This window comes from Rhizobium sp. 01T437 (genome assembly GCF_056398505.1).
In genome coordinates this window covers 12019-30513 of sequence record NZ_JBFTPM010000033.1, presented here as the reverse complement: position 1 = coordinate 30513, position 18495 = coordinate 12019, and the positions used below count along the sequence as shown (strand labels likewise).

At 59.1% G+C, this 18495-nt stretch carries 15 protein-coding genes and 4 pseudogenes; 4 read left to right on the top strand and 15 right to left on the bottom strand.

All coding sequences use genetic code 11. The annotated features are described in order from the left end of the window. Positions 1–603, bottom strand: a complete 603-nt coding sequence (locus AC1DM5_RS33965) for a hypothetical protein (RefSeq protein ID WP_477823631.1) — start codon at positions 601–603, stop codon at positions 1–3. Between the two features lie 138 nt (positions 604–741). On the opposite strand from AC1DM5_RS33965, the gene AC1DM5_RS33960 reads away from it, so the two are divergent. After that, positions 742–948 carry a helix-turn-helix domain-containing protein gene (locus AC1DM5_RS33960; protein ID WP_477823643.1) on the top strand — a complete coding sequence of 69 codons (207 nt, stop codon included), beginning with the start codon at positions 742–744 and terminating at the stop codon, positions 946–948. Between the two features lie 182 nt (positions 949–1130). Beyond that, complete coding sequence (locus AC1DM5_RS33955; RefSeq protein WP_477976751.1) at positions 1131–1316, top strand: hypothetical protein; 186 nt, start codon at positions 1131–1133, stop codon at positions 1314–1316. Between the two features lie 745 nt (positions 1317–2061). Here AC1DM5_RS33955 and AC1DM5_RS33950 read toward each other — a convergent pair. Beyond that, positions 2062–2172 (bottom strand): annotated as a pseudogene (locus AC1DM5_RS33950) ((S)-ureidoglycine aminohydrolase); the annotation flags it as partial. A gap of 29 nt (positions 2173–2201) precedes the next feature. Between AC1DM5_RS33950 and AC1DM5_RS33945 the strand changes: the two are divergent. Then, entirely contained in the window at positions 2202–2900 is a 699-nt protein-coding gene (locus AC1DM5_RS33945; RefSeq protein WP_477823630.1) for an MgtC/SapB family protein, read from the top strand. Between the two features lie 130 nt (positions 2901–3030). On the opposite strand, the gene AC1DM5_RS33940 is transcribed toward AC1DM5_RS33945, so the two are convergent. The 3 genes from AC1DM5_RS33940 to AC1DM5_RS33930 form a co-directional block, all read right to left on the bottom strand. Continuing rightward, a complete protein-coding gene (locus AC1DM5_RS33940; protein ID WP_477823629.1) occupies positions 3031–4473 on the bottom strand; it encodes a metal-dependent hydrolase family protein in 1443 nt (480 codons plus the stop codon). A 178-nt stretch (positions 4474–4651) separates the two neighbouring features. Next, positions 4652–5896 carry an arginine deiminase gene (gene arcA / locus AC1DM5_RS33935; RefSeq protein ID WP_477823628.1) on the bottom strand — a complete coding sequence of 415 codons (1245 nt, stop codon included), beginning with the start codon at positions 5894–5896 and terminating at the stop codon, positions 4652–4654. Between the two features lie 19 nt (positions 5897–5915). Further along, on the bottom strand, positions 5916–7349 hold the full coding sequence (locus AC1DM5_RS33930; RefSeq protein WP_477976749.1) for a basic amino acid/polyamine antiporter: 1434 nt from the start codon (positions 7347–7349) through the stop codon (positions 5916–5918). Positions 7350–8028: 679 nt separating this feature from the next. Here AC1DM5_RS33930 and AC1DM5_RS33925 point away from each other — a divergent pair. Next, entirely contained in the window at positions 8029–9171 is a 1143-nt protein-coding gene (locus AC1DM5_RS33925; RefSeq protein WP_477823626.1) for a helix-turn-helix domain-containing protein, read from the top strand. Between the two features lie 204 nt (positions 9172–9375). On the opposite strand, the pseudogene AC1DM5_RS33920 reads toward AC1DM5_RS33925, so the two are convergent. From AC1DM5_RS33920 to AC1DM5_RS33875, 10 genes and pseudogenes are all read right to left on the bottom strand, one after another. Further along, positions 9376–9480: pseudogene (locus AC1DM5_RS33920) on the bottom strand (type II toxin-antitoxin system RelE/ParE family toxin); the annotation flags it as partial. Continuing rightward, positions 9477–9785 carry a type II toxin-antitoxin system RelB/DinJ family antitoxin gene (locus AC1DM5_RS33915; protein WP_477823625.1) on the bottom strand — a complete coding sequence of 103 codons (309 nt, stop codon included), beginning with the start codon at positions 9783–9785 and terminating at the stop codon, positions 9477–9479. The gene AC1DM5_RS33915 and the pseudogene AC1DM5_RS33920, both read right to left, overlap by 4 nt. 731 nt (positions 9786–10516) lie before the next feature. Then, the gene (locus tag AC1DM5_RS33910) at positions 10517–12964 is read right to left on the bottom strand and encodes a caspase family protein (protein ID WP_477823624.1); all 2448 of its coding nucleotides are present in this window, start codon (positions 12962–12964) and stop codon (positions 10517–10519) included. Between the two features lie 156 nt (positions 12965–13120). Further along, positions 13121–13363 (bottom strand): annotated as a pseudogene (locus AC1DM5_RS33905) (pirin-like C-terminal cupin domain-containing protein); the annotation flags it as partial. 42 nt (positions 13364–13405) lie between these two features. Further along, positions 13406–13692, bottom strand: a pseudogene (locus AC1DM5_RS33900) (type 2 periplasmic-binding domain-containing protein); the annotation flags it as partial. A 136-nt stretch (positions 13693–13828) separates the two neighbouring features. After that, positions 13829–14572 (bottom strand): glycerophosphodiester phosphodiesterase family protein, encoded by a 744-nt coding sequence (locus tag AC1DM5_RS33895; RefSeq protein ID WP_477823623.1) that lies wholly within the window; start codon positions 14570–14572, stop codon positions 13829–13831. Positions 14573–14605: 33 nt separating this feature from the next. Then, complete coding sequence (locus tag AC1DM5_RS33890; protein ID WP_477823622.1) at positions 14606–15484, bottom strand: ABC transporter permease; 879 nt, start codon at positions 15482–15484, stop codon at positions 14606–14608. Between the two features lie 11 nt (positions 15485–15495). Continuing rightward, the gene (locus AC1DM5_RS33885; RefSeq protein ID WP_477976747.1) at positions 15496–16425 is read right to left on the bottom strand and encodes an ABC transporter permease; all 930 of its coding nucleotides are present in this window, start codon (positions 16423–16425) and stop codon (positions 15496–15498) included. Positions 16426–16436: 11 nt separating this feature from the next. Then, on the bottom strand, positions 16437–17420 hold the full coding sequence (locus AC1DM5_RS33880) for an ABC transporter ATP-binding protein (protein ID WP_477823620.1): 984 nt from the start codon (positions 17418–17420) through the stop codon (positions 16437–16439). Next, positions 17417–18433, bottom strand: a complete 1017-nt coding sequence (locus AC1DM5_RS33875) for an ABC transporter ATP-binding protein (protein ID WP_477976745.1) — start codon at positions 18431–18433, stop codon at positions 17417–17419. Before AC1DM5_RS33875 ends, AC1DM5_RS33880 begins: the two co-directional genes overlap by 4 nt. Positions 18434–18495: the final 62 nt, after the last annotated feature.

Below are 18495 nucleotides of genomic sequence, written 5' to 3'. Positions count from 1 at the left end.
TCAGTTCCACCGGAATGACTTGGACATCAATTGCCACTGGTCGACATTGTCCGCGCCCTTCGGAGCGTATAGTTCGAGAGTGACTAGTTGTCCGTCCTTGAAATAAAGATAGCGTTCATTCTCCAACCGCACCTGCTTGTTGGTCACCGCGTTCGGCTCCGAGTTCGACATATAGACGATACGGATTGCTGGTCCTGCAGGCAGCTTCACGGTTTCGACAGATGTTACCATCACCGCCCGCCCGGCGGCCTTGAGGTTTGGCACCTCATTCGCCTTGACGCTCTCAGCGGTCGGCGCCGCGACGGCCGTCGAAACCGAGATGATCACGCCGTCCAACTTGTCGACGAAGCTCGCGCCATCGGCGCGGTCAGAACGCGCCCAGCCTTCAGGAACCTTCATCTTGAAGCCTTGTGGCGTCGTGTAGTCGATGAAAATCTGCGTATCCGGAATGTCTCCGGGAGGGTTCTTTTCCGCCTGTACGGCCTTTTCAGCGGCGAGGGCCGGCGAACCGGCGGCAAGGATGAAAACTGGGCCGACCTGGGCAAGCGAGAAACAGAGCGTTGCGAGCACTGTCCAGGGCGCATTGGCAAAGATCTTTTTCATTGGCGTGATCCTTCCATGTGAGGAGATGCACCAATGATAGAATGGTCAGCTTACGGACGGTTGTTTGTCGCCTTACGGATTGGTAAGCACGCGCCGAAAGATAGCGCTAACCGACGTGCTTTTGCGGTCGCGATACCAATCGCTATTATCAGCGACGTCACCGTCAGCCGAAAACCAAGATCGACGGAGATACCGTTGGACGAGCTCGCCCACCAAGCTGACCTCGACCGAACCTACATCAGTTCTTTGGAGCGCAGTGTTTATAATAGCCCGACCATGGAAGTGGTGGATCGTTTAGCTACCCTCTTGGAAGTTGACCCGGCCGAATTGCTCAAAAAGTCTTAGTGGCTGTGCGGAACATTCTCTCGCAATTGCCGAGCACGGCCCGTTCATGACGCCAGCGCATGAAGCGTGGCCTATTGCGTGCGAGGGCGCGCGCGGCGGTTAACAGAGAATTGATAGCAAAAACCAGTTATTTATTGCCGGCTAATGTTCCCTACAGTAGCTTCCCATGTGGGAGGACTACTATGCAACACATCGATTCGATTTCAGCCGAGCCCATCGTGGTGACGAAGGTTTGGTGCATCTCCGATTTTTGCTCGAAGCACAGGCTGGACGAAAAGGAACAAGCGAAGCTGACCGCGCTTTTCGGTGAGTTCGCGACGACAAGTGAGCTTGCGCACAATGTGACGCGCAGGTCCAAATCTAGGTAAAGTCACGCCCGGGCTGATACGTGACCAGGCGTCCACCGCAACTGTTTGTGCGTCCGGAAAGTATGGGGCTATCAACCCCCTCGGCTTGTGAGGGTTTTGAATTGTGCTAAACCTCCCTCACCAATCCTTCGGTCAGTTGCTTCGTCAGTTCCATCGCCTTACACGAAGCCGATATTTCTACACGACGGGCCTTCCGATGATGGCGGCAAAGGCGGAAATACCACCTGGATACTGTGCAACCAAACATGTGCTCCGACAGAGCAGCGAGTATGGCCTGTCGATCAGATCTTCACGAGTAGAGAAATACTCGACCTTCAATAGGGGAGCTTCTAGTGGGTTGGAAAGCGGCGAAAATCGAATATGTGAACGGTTACAAGATTGTTGAAGTCGATGGGCCCGCCTTCAAAGTCTTCGCGGGCGACCGTCAGCTCGGGGATGATTTCCCTTACCCCGGCGAAGCGGCAGCTCACGCGAATTCTCTACCAAGGCTGAACCCTCCACGAGGCTAAGCAAGAGAGAAACGAAAATCCCCTGCGCCTGCTTGATCTCCCCGATTTTTTTATCCCACAGAGTCCCACTTTTTCCAGCTCTTACCGGGCTGTGATTAGAGCGGCCCTGCTCTTGAAGAGATACGGTCGCGCTGCCCGTTTTCCCAGGCACCCCTCTAGACGGCTGAACTTCAGAGTGTTTCCCTCGCGGTGGAGCAATCGGCTGGTCGAATTCGCTAACCGTACCCTGTCGGACATCACAGATCCGAATTGCGGCTAACGTCCTTGTAGAGCAGATGTCGAAACCGGCCACGGCCGCCAGCATAACAGGCCCGGTGGCAGAAGGACCGAAGCCACATGTAGTCGCCCCACAGCACATAGAAACGAGGTAATCGAGATGGACGCCAGCCATTCAATTCTCCTCAAGCTGGTTACAGCTTTGCTGCTCGGAACGCTGATCGGCGCCGAAAGACATTTGAAGCAACGAAATTCAAATCTCGTCACACACGCGTTGGTTTCCCTCGGCGCTGCGTCCTATGCGTCGCTTCCAAGCGCGATAGGTTTCGAATTTGATTTGCGTATGGGCGCTCAAGTTGTCACGGGCATCGGCTTTCTCGGCGCTGGCCTTATTATTCGTGACGGCACCAACGTCAAAGGGCTGAGCACGGCTGCGACGGTCTGGAGCACTGGCGCGGTGGGTGTCTTCGCCGGCTACGGGCAGCTTCTGCTGGCCGTCGAGGCGGCGGTCTTTATCGCGGCCTTCAACTACATGCTTCCCAAGCTTGGAAGATATATTGAAGCCTGGTCTGTGGCCGCACCGGAACACGACCGTCTATATGACATAAGACTGACATGCCCGCTGGCGGACGAGATCGCAACCCGGGCGGCGCTACTGCAATCGCTGAACGCCAACAAACTCCAGTTCAGATCGATTAAGAGCCGCCTGGACGAAGGCGACGACAGCATGGAAATCGAAGCGATCGTTTTCAGCAATAGTGATGTGGACAGCGTTGTCGAACAACTCGTCGCCCAGTTGAGCTTGAGATCGAAAGTCGCGAAAACCGGCTGGTCGAAAACCATCGACGACACCCAATAAAACACGGAAGAGGCGGGCCGGTGCTCTTAATGAATTCGGTGGCCGATAGGACATTGAGAACGATAGCATCAAGCATCTGATTGGAAATTATTGCCTACCGGCCTTGCCTCCTAACTCTCGACTGAGAGCGTCAAAGGGTATTCTTGAATATTCGGCCATCTTTCACGACAACCGCCAGCTTTTTGTCGGGATTTTCAATCAGCTTGATGTCGTCGATCGGATTCCCATCCCACACGAGCATATCGGCAAGCGCCCCTTTTTCGATGACGCCCAACTTGCCCGAATAGGGCGTGCGCAGATTGGAGAGCGTCAGCAGGCTTGCGTTGCCGGACGTCACCATGCGTAAGGCCTCGGCGTTCGTGTACCAATTGCTCAAATGTGTCAGCATGATACTCTGGCGCGGCGCCAATTCGGGCGAGAACAGTAGATCCGAGCCCCATGCTGTCTTGATGCCGTATTTCTTGGCATATCCATAGATTTTTGGTGTGCCGGTAAAAATCAGCGCGGCACGCTCGGCGCCGACACCGGTCTGCGAGGCAGCATCTTCCATCGTCAAGAAGGGTTGGGTGCTAAGCCAGATATTCTTGTCAGCAAACATCCTTGCAGTCTGCTCGTCCATCAGGTGGGCATGTTCAATGCATGCTACGCCCGCGGCGATGGCGCGCTGGACGGTGTTGGACGCATAGGCGTGGACCGTTACGTAGGTGTTCCAGTCCTCCGCCACGTCCGCTGCAGCGCGAATTTCATCCTCGCTGAATGTGGTCATATCGAGCGGGCTGCGTGGAGACGACACCCCACCGCCGCCCACGATCTTGACCTGGGATGCCCCTTGGAGAAGCTGCTCGCGGACCCGACGTTTCAAATCGCCGACATCATCGACGATGGCGGCGCTTCCCATCAATTCGCTGAGGCTGAGTTCGCCGCCTCTTGCAGGAATTTCGAATGGCATGCGTAGGTCGCCGTGGCCGCCCGACGTCGTGATCATCGCCCCGGACGGAAAAATGCGCGGGCCTGGGATGATCCCTGTGTCGATCGCCTGCTTGAAGGTGAAGACTGGACCACCGAGATCACGGATGGTGGTGAAGCCTCGCATCAGTGTGCGCTCTGCTTCCGCAGTGGAGGCGGCAAAGATGATACCGGGATCCCCCATCATCAACACCTGAAGCGGAACCGCGGCGTATATCGCGTGCCAATGCGCATCAATCATCCCTGGCATCAAGACGCGATCGTTGCACGCAATGATCATCGCGTCCTCGGGTGGGGGATTGTTGGCTGCATCGATAGCGGCGATCGTGTTGGCCTCGATGAGGACCTGTACACCGGTCTGCAACGTATCGGATTTGCCGTCGAACAGCCGCACCTGTTTCAGCAGGATCTTGGAGGGTGGCTTTGCCGTCTGCGCACTGGCGAGCTTGGGCATAATTCCCGCTGCTGCAACCGATCCGATACCGGCCAGGAAGTTTCGTCGCGAGTAGTCGCTGAGATAACGGGAGCGCTGTTGAAGCCCGGGATTGGCGCAATCACAACCGCCGTTGTGGACGAGGTGTCGATATTTCGTACCAGCTTTAAACACGGCATTCCTCCGAAAATATCTCCGTCACGCGTTGTTTTTCGAGCGGCGCCTAGCCACACTTGGCAACGTTGCGAAATCTCGCGACAACGGCTTACGTTGCGACAGCAAGCCTCGTCTCGTGAACGCAAAGCCCCCCTCAGGGCGGCGCACGAAGGTCGGCCGACTTTTTTGGCAACGATCAATAATCTACCGCGTCACGAGCGATGGGGCATGTCATGCAGTGCCCACCGCCACGCCCTCGCCCGAGCTCTGCGCCGGTAATCGTGATGACTTCAATGCCTTGCTTGCGTAGCAGCGTATTGGTGTAGGTGTTGCGGTCATACGCGTAGACGACGCCCGGCGACGCGCAGACAAGGTTGGCGCCGCTGTCCCACTGGGTTCGTTCGCGCATATAGTCGTTTCCACCGGTCTCGACGACACGCATGGCTTTCAGTCCAAGCGAGTCACGCACTGTCTCGACGAAGGAGCCCTTATCCTTGTGCAGTTCGACACCACCCTTGCCGTCGGGGCGATAGGAAAAGGCTTCGATATTGTTGACGATGTCCGGGTAGAGCAACACGCAATCGCGGTCTGCAAAGGTAAAGACTGTGTCGAGGTGCATGGCCGCACGCAGTTTCGGCATAGCTGCGACGATGACGCGCTCGGCAGCGCCTTTCTCAAACAGTGCTGCTGCCACCTGGCTGATCGCTTGGCGCGATGTCCGCTCGCTCATGCCAATGAGGACGTTGCCTTTGCCGATCGGCATGACGTCTCCACCTTCAAATGTCGCAAGGCCCCAATCCTTCGTTGGGTCGCCCCACCAGACGTTGACCTTGCCGGCGAAATCGGGATGGAACTTGTAGATGGAGGTCGTGAGGATGGTCTCCTCGTGGCGTGCAGGCCAGTAGAGCGCATTCAACGTCACGCCACCATAGATCCAGCAGGTCGTATCGCGCGTGTAGAGCGTATTGGGGAGCGGCGGCAGCAGGTATTCATTGACGCCGGCCGCATCGCGGATCAGCGCCAGTTGTTCGCCGCCGACGGCTTCGGGAAACTCGAAGGTCGAAAGGCCACCGATCAGGGTTTCTGCCAAATCCCGGTCAGAAAGCCCTTCCAGGTAGGACCGCACTTCGTTCAGAAGGCCAAGACCGATCTGGTTGGCGACCACCTGGTTGTCCAGTATCCACTTTTTGGCCTCGGGGATCGCAACCGTCTCGGCGAGAAGATTGTGCATCTCGACCACTTCGATACCGCGGTCGCGCATCTTGGTCATGAAGTCGAAATGGTCGCGCTTGGCGTTGTCAACCCATAGAACGTCGTCGAACAGAAGGGCGTCACAATTGCTTGGCGTCAGACGCTGATGGGCACGGCCCGGCGCGCAAACCATGACCTTTCGCAGTTGGCCAACTTCTGAATGCACGCCAAATGTGATGTCTTTTGACATTGAGGTGCTCCCCGTTTGATTAAGGTTCAATTGTGCCGGTGAGCAGGCCGTAGGCTCCAATGAGGCCTGCCACCACGGTGACGGCGAAAATGACGAGCTCGATGGAGGTGAATAATTGCACCTTCYGTTCGCGACGCGCCCAGACGTAGAGAATGGTTCCCGGCACGAAGAGGACGCTAACGAGCAGGACATATTTGAGCCCGGCGGCGACGAACATGATGATCGTGTAGATCACTGCGATCCAGGCAAAGACCTGGTCGCGTCCACGCTCATGCTGCGTTTCCTCATAACCTTCGCCGCGGCGGGCAAGCAGGACGCCGTAGCCGGCGACCAGGAGATAGGGCAGAAGCGCCGTGACGCTGGTCATGTCGAGCATGAAATTGAAGGCGTCGCGAGACCAGTAGGTCGAGATCACGAACAGCGAAACGACAATATTGGTCAGCCATAAGGCGTTGGCCGGTACTTTGTTGCCATTCTGCGCGACAAAGAGCCTCGGCATATCCGCCGATTTGGCGGCGGCAAACAGAACTTCTGCGCAAATCAGCGACCAAGCAAGATAGGCTCCCAGCACCGACACCAGCACGCCGATCGATATGAACACGGCACCCCAATGGCCGACGACCAGTTCAAGGACGCCGGCAAGGGACGGATTCTGGACCCCTGCGACCGCCGCGCGAGGCATGGCGGCATAGGGAAGGAGCGTGATCGCCACCATCAGGCCGGTCACCCCGACAAAGCCGAGAATCGTGGCTGTGCCGACATCGGCGCGGGTTTTGGCAAAGCGGGAATAAACGCTTGCTCCCTCGATCCCAAGGAAGACGAAGACGGTGATAAGCATCGTGTCGCGGACCTGCGCGAACAGGGATTTTTCAGGCATGTCCACGCCGCCAAAGAAATTGGCTGAAAATTGCGTGTAATTGAACGCGAAGAGCATTGCCAGGATGGCGACGATGATCGGCACGATCTTGGCAATCGTGACGATCACGTTGATGAAGGCCGCCTGCTCCACGCCGCGAAGAATCATGAAATGGAAGGCCCATATGCCGATCAGGGAGACGATGATCGCGATGACTGTGCTTCCGTCCCCGAAGACGCCAGGGAAGAACCGCCCGAGCGTCGAACCGATCAGCACCCAGTAGAAGACGTTGCCAAGGCAACTGCCGAGCCAGTATCCGAAGGCGGACAGGAAGCCCATATAGTTGCCGAAGCCTTCCTTGGCATAGGCGAAAACACCGGAATCGATCTCGGGTTTTTTCTCGGCCAGAGCCTGAAAGACGCGTGCAAGCATATACATGCCGGTACCGGCGATCGCCCATGCGATGATCGCGCCAAAGGGACCGGTCGCCGTTCCGAAACGGCCCGGAAGGTTGAATATCCCGGCGCCAACCATTGAACCGACGACCATCGACGTCAGTGCGAAAAGCGATAATTTTTGCGTGGAAGCCGAGGTCATAATAGAACCCGAATGACAAGGTTGTTCGGACTTTTGACAAGGACACCGTGTTGCCAGGACCGTGCCTGTATTGCGCACTATAGAATGCTTCAGTCCTGCCGGTGATCGCAGAGAATCCCACAACTATGCTCTGCGTTTCAAATTTGCGAAAAGCGCTGAATTGGCGAACTTAAAGTTAAGGCGCAGCGTTTTGCGACAAAAACATGTGACAAAGACCGAGAACGGTCAAAAGCGAGCCAAAGATTGGCGGAATACCCAAGTTTTCGGTGGCGTTGCGCGATGCCAGCGAGGTTTCCGACCTTCCATTGGATCTGCGCTCGTGCCCGCTTGGCAGCTGGTTTCGAAGCGTCTGGGCCAGCTACCTTATGCTTTCCAATCAAGATCGCGCAGATTACGGGCGGACGCGACAAGACCGTCGGGCGAGCGTGGTTTCGCCGACTTCACAACCCTCCACGACTACCTTTTTTCGGTTCGATTTTGTGAAAGTGAATCTAGGGCAAGCGGACATGCAACCGGGCCATTGCCCGGTCAGATTGTGCTTTCTAACCGGTCATGCTAAAATACAACGGCAAGTCCGACATTATTGCTGCAAGACATCCAGTTGAAATGAAAATTTTAGTTGGGGGAACTTGAATGTCGAAACCCGCCTTTCAGTGGCAGTTTGGCCGGGGTTAGCACCATGACGATTCGCCATGCTGGGACGCAACAAGCAACATTTCACGCAGGACAAGTTTCACCTGCATCGGATGATGTTCGAAATAAGCAGCCGCTTGAGCCAGTTGCTTCAGCGCAAGCGTCAAAACTTTCTTCTTTTGAGTTCGAGACCGGATCCATACCGAGGACTCGTCAGTTTGAGGCATGGCGCACTAATTTTGCTCCGATCCTGCATCTCGATTGCTCTCGTGAAATGTCACGGGGGTTTATCGGAAAACAGGTGACCTGGGACATGGGCTGCTTTGCCTATTCACATGTCACGACAGATGGCCTGGACTTTGAGAGCGTAACGCGTCCCGGCCGCTTGGAACCACTCGACCACTTTGTCCTATCTGTTTTGCTTTCGGGAAAAGCGTGCACAGAAACCCCTACAAGGACCTTTCGCGGCACCGTTGGGGTTACACAGGTCCACTCTCTTGGCCGCAGTTTCCGAGGAAACCTCACGGCAAGTGAGATACTCATGTTGTTCGTTCCACGCGACTTTTGCCCCCAGGTAACCCAGACATTGAGTGCCGCGGAGTTCACAACATTGGATGGCGGGTTGGGGCGGCTATTTCATGAATTTATGATTGGTCTGGGAAAACAGCTACCGATCGCTAACAGGAACGATCTTCCCGCCCTTGCCGAGGCAACGCGCGCGATGATGCTCGCCTGCATATCTCCTTCAGCCGACCACAGCGAAATGGCGAGCCACCCTATCGCAGTAAGCCTGCTTCATCGTGCGCAGAAAATTATACAGTCAAGGCTATTCGACGCGTCTCTGGGGGCTAGAACGCTTGAGCGCGAACTGGGGATTTCGCGCTCGCGGCTCTACCGAATGTTCGAGGCTTTTGGTGGCGTTAAGCACTATATCCAACACAGGCGCCTGCTTGATGCCCACGCTGCTTTGGCTAACCCTAACGACCAACGTAGGATCCTTGAAATTGCCGAGCAGCGTTGCTTCACTGACGGTTCGGAGTTCAGTCGCGCGTTTAAACGTGAATTCGGCTACAGTCCGGCCGAAGTACGGTTCGGAATGAAAGGCAATTTGCCATGTAGGCCTCGGGGTCTTCAGGAAAGCGCACCCGAGCACCAGCTAGGATCAATGCTCCGCAGGCTTCACGCTTGAAGTCAACACATTGGTCAAACGATCGCTTCGTCCAAAGACATCAAAGCTTAGTAACGACGCAGCTCCAAAACTGGGGCGGCGCCTGACGGGTAGCCTGACGGAAACCAAATTGGGTGATGCTCTCTGTCAGGCCTAGGGATAACTTTACTATCCCGCTCGGGACTCAAGCGACTTAGCTCAGCACACGGCAATCAGCTCGGTCTCCATCTCCTCGTCGATGTGAGCCGCTGCGCGAGGATTTTCTCTTTCAATGTAGCTGAAGATGGCGTCGCGGTCGTCAAGCGCAAATTGCGCCCAAAGAAGCTTCAACTGTTACGCGCCTCTGCTTTGCGTAGTGCCGCAGCCCGGCGCACCCGAAATTGGGCATCGGCGTCATTGTCATCGATATCAGGGCGTGTGTCCTTTAGCGCCTCCAATATCTTCGCCCGAAACCAGGCGTCATAAGCCTCGCTGTGGCTGACGAGTTCCAGCGGTAAAGTGCCTTCATTTGCTGTTCGAGTTAAAAGAATTCGTACGGCATCCGACACCGTCAAACCCATCCCTTCAAGAACCGCTGTGGCGCGCGCTTTCACGTCTGCGTCTATCCGAGTTTGGACAAGTGCATTTGAGGCCATGGTATGTCTCCTTCGCATCAATGTAATGCAAATGCATGACAAAATCCAGCGCCTGACTCCGCTGCAAAATGTGTGCTCGTCGCCTTGAAACGATCTGAACCACGAACACCACTGTCAGATCCCATAAAGGTCTGAGAAGTCGATATTTTGAGGAGTAAGGTGGTTTGTGAAACTTAGTCCTCCATCCTCGCGACCTTCAATGGCTTACTACAGAAGCCGAGCGCGAAGACGATCCGGTCGGCCCATGCTATCCAGTATTCGTGTGACTAACGGCATTCAGTGATGTCGACGGGTCGCCCAGATAGCCGAGCGGCTTGCGCATTCACTGTTGCAAACCCTTGCACCCCGCGAGGACGGTACATCCGTGAACTGGGCGGCAGATTGTCAATCGTCCGGCGCGTTCTATTGAGGCGCTTCGCCGAGGCGTCGAAAATCGAAAGACGGCGTGCCGCTGAAGGAAAGGTGCTTCGATCCTTCATCGGAGGGACCGTATTCGACAGATCCGCCGAGCGGTTGATCCACTGGTTATCGGAGGATTTTGCATCCTGCTTCAAGGCCGAATGAGACGCCACGAATATCAGCGGCAACGATAGCGCCGCCGCCCGGAATGCCGTGTCCGATGAGACCATATACGCTCTGCTCCGCGCCTCGAACATCAGCGAACGATCCCTATTTCCAGGGCGGCGCCGCTGCAGTCTTTTGAAGCAATTTTCTCTTCTATGCCAACTGCCTTAGGGACATGGAGGTAAATCCGGACCACCGCACTTCTTCGTTTCTACGGCCGGCGGTCTCTTCGCCTGCTGCTCGACAATTGCCGGCTTGGGCTGAAGCTGGGGCTTGGGTTCAGCCTGAGGCCTGGGCTCAGCCTGCGGTTTGGGTTCAGCCTGTATCTTGGGTTCGACCCGTAGTTCGGGTTCGGCCGGTGGTTTTGGAGCAGGTACCTGCGCCGGCGTTGCAATATGCGGTTCCCTGGGCAAGGATGGCGGCGAAGCGTCCTCTCGGGACGGCGGCGGAACAACATGGCGCTGATTGCCCAGCTGCAGCTCGCTGCTGTTGGGAACACTGGGTTTTGCTGGCGTGTTGTCAATAGTTGCCGGCGCCGCAGGCTTTGTCGGCAGGCTGCGAGCGTCGGGTTCCGGGGCTGCGACACCTCCCTTCGGCTTCGCATTCGGAGCTGCCGGTGGTGCCGGGGTCTTGGCGACCTGGCTTTGGCCTTTGAGGGCAGGCGCATTGGCCTCGGGCAACTGCGGCTGGCCTTTTGAACCCGGAAGCGCATGCGCATCGGGATTTGCGCTCTGAAGTGGTGGATGCGCGACCGTCGTCGGATTATGCGCCGTATTGGGCTCCGCTTCTAGCGACTGTATTTTTTCTGCCGGAACCGCTTGCGGCTTGTTCGCCAGCGTGCCGGCGGGCGGCAGCGGCTGTTCGTTGGCGCCGGGAAGCGCGTGGGTGGCGGCACTTCCGGTCTGTGTCTGCAGCTGTTGTGCCTGTGTGCCCGTCTTCGTCTGTGTTTGGGGCTGGGACTGGACCGAAGGGACGGGCGCCGGCGCTAAACCGGCTGTAGGTGTCGGTTTCTCGGCTCCGGCCGAGACCTGCTTTTGCAAAACGGCAGCCTTTTTCTGTATCGAGGGCGGCAAGGCAACGTGGAGCGCAGCTGCACCCGTTCCGGCGACGACGGCCGCGCCGGCGAGCTTTTCTCCTGTCGTCAATCCGGGCGCAGCCGGTGCGGCCTCGTTCTCGTTGACAACCGTGTTGTTGACGACCGTATTGTGAATGTTGTTGAAGATAATGTTGTTTTCGGGCGGCGCGATATCACGCGGGGGTTCCACCCAATCGGGGACCGGAACGAAGACCGGCGCCGGTAGCACGTAGAGATCGACCGGTGGCCTGGGCGGCGCAAGCATTACGAAATCTGGCGGCGGCGGTGCCAGGAAGACGACGGGCGGCGGCGGCGCATAACCGAAGTCGGCATCATCGAAATACAAGACAGGCCGGTCGACATAGACGATTTCCGGTGGTGGTGGCGGCGGCACGTCATACTCGATCACCGAAAATGACGTGGGCGGCTCGAGTGCTGCCTCGAAATGTTCCAGGCGACGGCGGGCATCCCAGATATGGGGACCACGCGGATAACGTCTCAGATAGGACCAATAGGCCTCCGGCGTATCTGCATTCCAGGTTTCGCGCCAGGTGATCGCTTCGCGGCGCGCTGCAATGATCGCACGCACCCGTCTTGCCATGGAGTCGTTCGGATAGCTTGCCAGGAAATCCTCGTAACCACGCATCGTGTCACGGTCGAGCGCCGCGAAATAGGCATCCCGCTCGTCGAAATCGCTGATCGGCTTCGTCCGGATTACGACATTGCTGTAGCTGGACACCTGGGCGGCCGGCGGATTGGGACCACGATCGAAAAACGTGAAGGCGTTCTTGAATTTGGAAGCATTCCAGGAAAGCTGCGCGCCCTTGGTCAGATCGCTGAGCCGCAACCGTGTCCGGTCAAACACATCATCGAGCGGAAGCCCGCCGATGCGGATCATTTCCGCCAGGGCATGGGCATAGGAACCATAGGGGCCGGCCTCCTGCGGGGCGACCGTGCCCGGCGCGGCATTAAAGGCGATCAGCTGATTGGGGTCCGGATCGACGAGCGCCAGACCACCGGCCAGCGGCTGATTGGACTGCACGAATGGATTGGCTCTTGCTGCATCGAGCACGACGATGCTGCCGCGATTGTTGATACCGGCCAGCGATCTCGAAAAATCGGTTATCCGCAGAGCTTCGACCGGCACATCCGTGGCATTGGCGATCTGGGCGTCGACCGGCACGAAATAGTTATCGCCCTGATATTGCACGCCATAGCCCGCCAGATAGACGAAGACGACGGTATTGGGTCCCGACGCATTTGCTTTCGTCAGAAAGTCCCGCATCGCGTCGCGCAATCCGTTCTGGTCGAGGTCGCGCGCGCCGATTACGTCGAAGCCGGCGGCCTGCAGTGTTTGCGCAATCAGCCCGGCATCGTTGGCCGGCGTCGGCAAGGCGCCCGCCTTGTAGGCGGCATTGCCCACGACGAAGGCTATTCTCTTTTCAGGGGAACCTTGCGCTTCGACCGGATTTACAGAAGCGATGCCAGTCAGAACAAGCGCGACGGCAAAGAATATCCAGATCGCCTTTCTAGACGACATTCCTATTGTCCAAAGTAGAGAAGGCATACCGGTTTTTCCAATCAAGATGTGATGCAAGTTCACTGTGAACCCCCGCAAGGGCCAGCCGTATCAGCTTCGCCAGAGGCGGTTGGCAAGCTTCGCGTCACTCTTTAGCAATCGTTTATGAGCGCGGGATTAGGCGTAACTGAAGCGAAACTGAAGACAGCTCGGATGAGGCGAGGAGTTAAAGCCGAGAACAATCTCGGCCATCCGTTCCGCACTGGAGAGTGCCGGCATGCGCTCCCCGGATGAGGCCACGAAGTTCCACCAGATGTAGCGTGGGCCGGAAAGTGCCGCCCCACCGAGGATCATCAACCGAGCGCCTTTTTGGGCGGCTGCGACCGGGATCCTGTCGCCAGGACGGAACACCATCATCTGCGTGGTGACCTCGGACGATGCTTAAAAAGCGGGCCCGGACCTATAGGCGACATTGTCGGTCAGATCGTGCTCCTCGAACTTTTCCGCAAAATAGCGCTCGCTGTAGGAGAGGTTCTGGCGGGAAAACGAGATGATCTTCTCAGAGCGCAGATCCCCGATGTCGATCTCGCTTTTGGCAGACAAAGGGCTCTCAGGTAGCGCTCATGGGCAATCGAGAAGAAGCGAAGCGAGCCGATATTCTCCACCGGCCGGATGAAGCCAAGATTGATGCGGCCTGCGTCGATATGACGGATGATGTCATCGGTGGTGCCGCTTTCGATATGWGGACGAAAGCTGGCCGTCGACCATTTCGCATGATGTCCAAGCCGACCAGCAGAAAGCACAGCGCCACGACCGCGTCATTGATCCAATGGAACAGGCTTAACGGGCCGTTCCTCCGCTAGGGCGAAGAGGCAAATCCATAGCTCACGCAGCAATACCGGCGCGCAGTTTCAGCGCCAGATCCGGGCTGTCCGAGGTCAGGCTGCCGATGCCGCGCTCCAGCCACTGGCGGATGCCGGGCTCGTCGTTGAGGGTCCAGACACAGAGGCGTTCGAGCGGCAGCCGGCCGCGGATCAAGTCCCATTCGGCTTCCATCAGCTCGTGATGAATGGCAACGATCTCCACCAGCCCGTCCAGGCGGTCGATGAAGGCGGCGAGCCCGCCCTGCTTCTCGGCCCAGGCGGCGTTGACGGAGACGAGGCGGGAAACATCAGGCGCGTGAAGGCGGCACTCCTTCAGCACCGACGTATCGAAGGAGGTCAGGTAGGAACGTTCGCCGACACCGAAGCGAAAAAGCTCGGCTGCGACGCGCGCGGCAATGTCAGGATAGGGCGTACCGGTCTCGTCGATCTTAATCTCGACATGTAGGTCGATGCCCTTGTTGACCGCAAGCACGTCGAGCACATCGGCGAGCGTCGGAATGGCCTCGTCCGTGCCTTTCAACCTGACGGACTTGCGGGCTTCCACCGACAGGTCCTGCACCGGGCCAACACCTTCGGCGGTGCGTTCCAGCGTCGCGTCGTGGATGACGACGAGTTCGCCCGAGCGCGTCAGGTGCACGTCGAATTCGATGGCGTCGACCCCGAGCGCGGCCGCGTTGCGGAAGCCGGCGAGCGAGTTTTCGGGCCAGAGGTTGCGGGCGCCGCGGTGGCCAGTGATAAGCGTCATGAAATATCCTTCAACCTGTTGATTTCATAAGCATTAGCGGATCGTCGGGTCGAGCTTGTCGCGCAGCCAGTCGCCGACGAGCGAGATCGAAAGCGTCGTCAGCATGATGACGGCGGCGGGCGCCAGCATGATCCAGGGCGCACGCGTCAGATATTCGCGCCCGAAGCCCACCATGTTGCCGAGGCTGGTTTCTGGCGGCTGCACGCCGAGGCCAAGGAAGGAGAGCCCGCTTTCCATCAGGATGATTTCCGGGAAAGTGAGGGTCATGGAAACGATCAGCGTCGAGGCGACGTTCGGCAGGATATGATGCAGGTAGACGCGCGAAGGTGTGGCACCAAGCTGCACCGCCGCCGCCGCATAACCCTGCGCGCCCGCGGCAATGGCGAGGCCGCGGGCGATGCGCGCATAGCGCTCCCAGCCGTAGAAACCCATCAGGCACACGAGCAGCAGCATCGAGGAGCCGAAGAAGGCGAGAACCGCGAGCGACATGATGAGGAAGGGAAGTGCCGCCTGGAAATCGGCGAGCATCAGAACCAGATGCTCCACAAAGCCGCGCAGCTGCGCCGCCAGGAACCCGAGCAGCGTGCCGAAGAGTGCCGACAGGATCGTCGCGCCGAAGGCGATGACGAGCGAGACGCGGATCGACTGGATGAGGCGCGAAAGCACGTCGCGGCCGAGTTCGTCCGTGCCAAGCAGATGCTTGAGCCCGCCCGGCGCCGAAAGCCGGCTGCTGAGATCCATGGCCGTGATGTTGAACGGGCGGATGGTATCGGCGAAAATGGCGGTCAGCACCATCGCCGCAAGCCACAGCAGGCCGAACGCCACCGAGAGCGGCACGTTGCGGCGCAGGAAGGAGACGAGGCGGTTCGGCTTTCCGGAAGCCGGCGTACCAGCGAGATCGACAGTTGCCATCGGCTTTCTCCTCAATGTCCGGCCGCGTGCGAGCGAAGCCGCGGATCGAGCCAGCCGTAGAGCAGGTCGACGACGAGGTTCGACAGGACCATAACGGCGGCGATGATCAGCAGGATGCATTGAACGACGGCGAGGTCGCGATTGCTGACGGAGACCACTAGCAGGCGGCCGATGCCGGGCCAGGAAAAGATCGATTCTACCACGACCGCGCCTGCTATCAGCGAACCGACCATGAAGCCGACGATCGTGACGATCGGCACCGCCGCATTGGGCAATGCGTGGTTCCAGATCACGTCGCGCCATGTCAGCCCCTTGGCCGAGGCGGTGCGGATATAGGGCTGGCCCATCACCTCGATCATGGCACTGCGCGAAAAGCGGGCGAGGATGCCGATGCCGCCGATGCTCATGGTCAGCGTCGGCAGAATGCCGTGCACCCAGGTATCCTGCCCGCCCGAGGGCAGCCAGCCGAGGATGACCGAGAAGAGCAGCACGAGCAGCAGTCCCATGACGAAGGAGGGAATGGTGAAGCCGAGGACGGCTAGCAGGATGACGCCGCGGTCGGAGAAGCTTTGCCGGTGCAGCGCCGCGTAGACGCCGGCCGGAATGCCGAAGACGAGCTTSAGGATGAGGGCCGGCACCGTCAGCTGCAGTGTCGCCGGCACACGTTCCAGCACCAGCTGGATTGCGGATGCCTTGTCACGCATCGAGACGCCGAAATCACCGGTGAAGATCGACTTGATATAGGCGAGATATTGGATCCAGAGCGGCTGGTCGAGGCCCCATGCCTTGCGGAAGGCATCGACGGCCTCCCGGGGCACGTCAGGCCCGAGCATCACCATGGCGGGATCGCCCGACATGCGCAGGACCACGAAGGCGAAGGTGACGACCGCCATGATGGTCAGCATCGCACGGAACAGGCGGACGAGAACAAAACGGATCATGGAACCCTCCCCTATGCCGCCACCGGCGTGGTCTCGCCCGCCACGACATGGCAGGCGGCGGTGCGGCACTCGCCGATCCCTTGGAGCTCCGGCACTACGGAACGGCAGATGTCGCGGGCCAGCGGACAGCGCGGATGGAAGGCGCAGCCAGAAGGGCGCTTGGCCGGGTTCGGCGGCTCGCCCTGCAGGATGACGCGGCCTTCGAGCTGCTTGCCGGGAATGGGCACGCTGGATACCAGCGCCTTCGTGTAGGGATGCTGCGGGGCGCGGAAGATGACGTCGGAGGAAGCCTCCTCGACGATGCGGCCGAGATACATGACCGCGACACGGTCGGCGATGTTGCGCACCACCTTCAGGTCGTGGCTGATGAAGACCATGGCGATGCCGTTCTTTTCCTGCAGGTCGCGCATCATGTTGACGACCTGCGCCTGGATGGAGACGTCGAGCGCCGAAACCGGCTCGTCGCAGACGAGCAGTTTTGGCCGCGAAGCCAGCGCCCGGGCGATCACGGCGCGCTGGCGCTGGCCGCCCGAAAGTTCATGGGGATAGCGGTCGGCCTGGTCATCGCGTAGGCCGACGGCCCGCATCAGTTCCGTCACACGCGACCCCTGATGCTCCCTAGGAATGAGCTTGTGGATATCAAGCGGCTCGGCGATCTGCTTCGCAATCGTTACGCGACGGTCGAGCGCTGCGAGCGGGTCCTGGAAGACGAGCTGCATCTTGGCGCGCAATGCCCGCCATTCCGCGGTATGGCGCGCCGGCATCGGCTGCCCCTGGAAGCGCACGCTTCCTTGGTCCGCATCATCTATGCCGAGCAGCATGCGCCCAAGCGTTGATTTGCCGGAGCCGGATTCGCCGACAATGCCGAGTGTTTCGCCCGGCATGACCGAGAGCGAAACGCCGTCGACGGCGCGCACCGGCGTCGGGCGGCCGAAGAGGCCGCGACGGATCTGATAAATGCGGACGAGATCATGGACTTCGATGAGCGGCGTCATTGCAGCAGACCTTCGGCGATACGGGACGACCGGGTCTCGACGGCACCCGCGACGGGCACCGGGCGCGTGCAGGCGAGCTTGCGGCCGCCATCGAGGGAAACGAGCGGCGGGCGCTCGCTGCGACAGGCCTCGACGGCGCGCAGACAGCGCGGCGAGAAGGAACAGCCCTCCGGCAGATGTTTCGGATTGGGAACGGTGCCGGGAATGGGGATCAGCCGTTCGCGGCCGCCGTCGAGGCGCGGAATGGCATCGAACAGGCCGCGCGTATAGGGGTGGCGCGGCTCGGAGAAGAGCTGTTCGACAGTGCCCTCCTCCACGATGCGTCCGGCATACATGACGCAGACGCGCTCGCAGACTTGGCTGACGGCGCCGAGATCATGGCTGATGAAAACGGTCGCCATGCCGGTTTCGGCACGCAGGCCGATCAAGAGATCGAGGATCTGCGCCTGGATCGTCGCATCGAGCGCGGTGGTCGGTTCGTCGGCAATCAGAAGATCGGGCTGACCGGCGAGCGCCATGGCGATCATCAGGCGCTGGCACTGGCCGCCGGAAAACTCGTGCGGGTAGAGATCGAAGCGGCGGCGCGAATCGGGAATGCCGACCATATCGATCAGCCGCAGCGCCTCGACCTTTGCCGCCTCGCCGCGCAGGCCGCGATGGACCGACAGCGCCTCGGAAATCTGCCGGCCGATGCGCAGCACCGGATTGAGAGAGCTGGACGGGTCCTGGAAGATCATGGCGATGCGGCTGCCGCGCACGCTTTCGAGCACCGTGCGCGATCCGCCGATGAGTTCGCGACCTTCGATTTGCACCGAGCCGGAAACGCTCGCCTTGCCGGGCAGCAGGCCGAGGGCTGCAAGCCACGTGACCGACTTGCCGCAGCCGGATTCGCCGACGAGGCCGAGCGCCTCGCCTTTGGCGACATCGAGATCGATGCCGTGGAGAACCTGCACGCCGTCGAAGGCGACCGTCAGGTCACGCAGTTCCACGAGATTGGAGCCGGTCGTGCCCATCTTTCATCCCCGCTCTTTGTTGCATCAAAAACAGGATCTCCGGCAGCCCTTCAGCCGCCGGA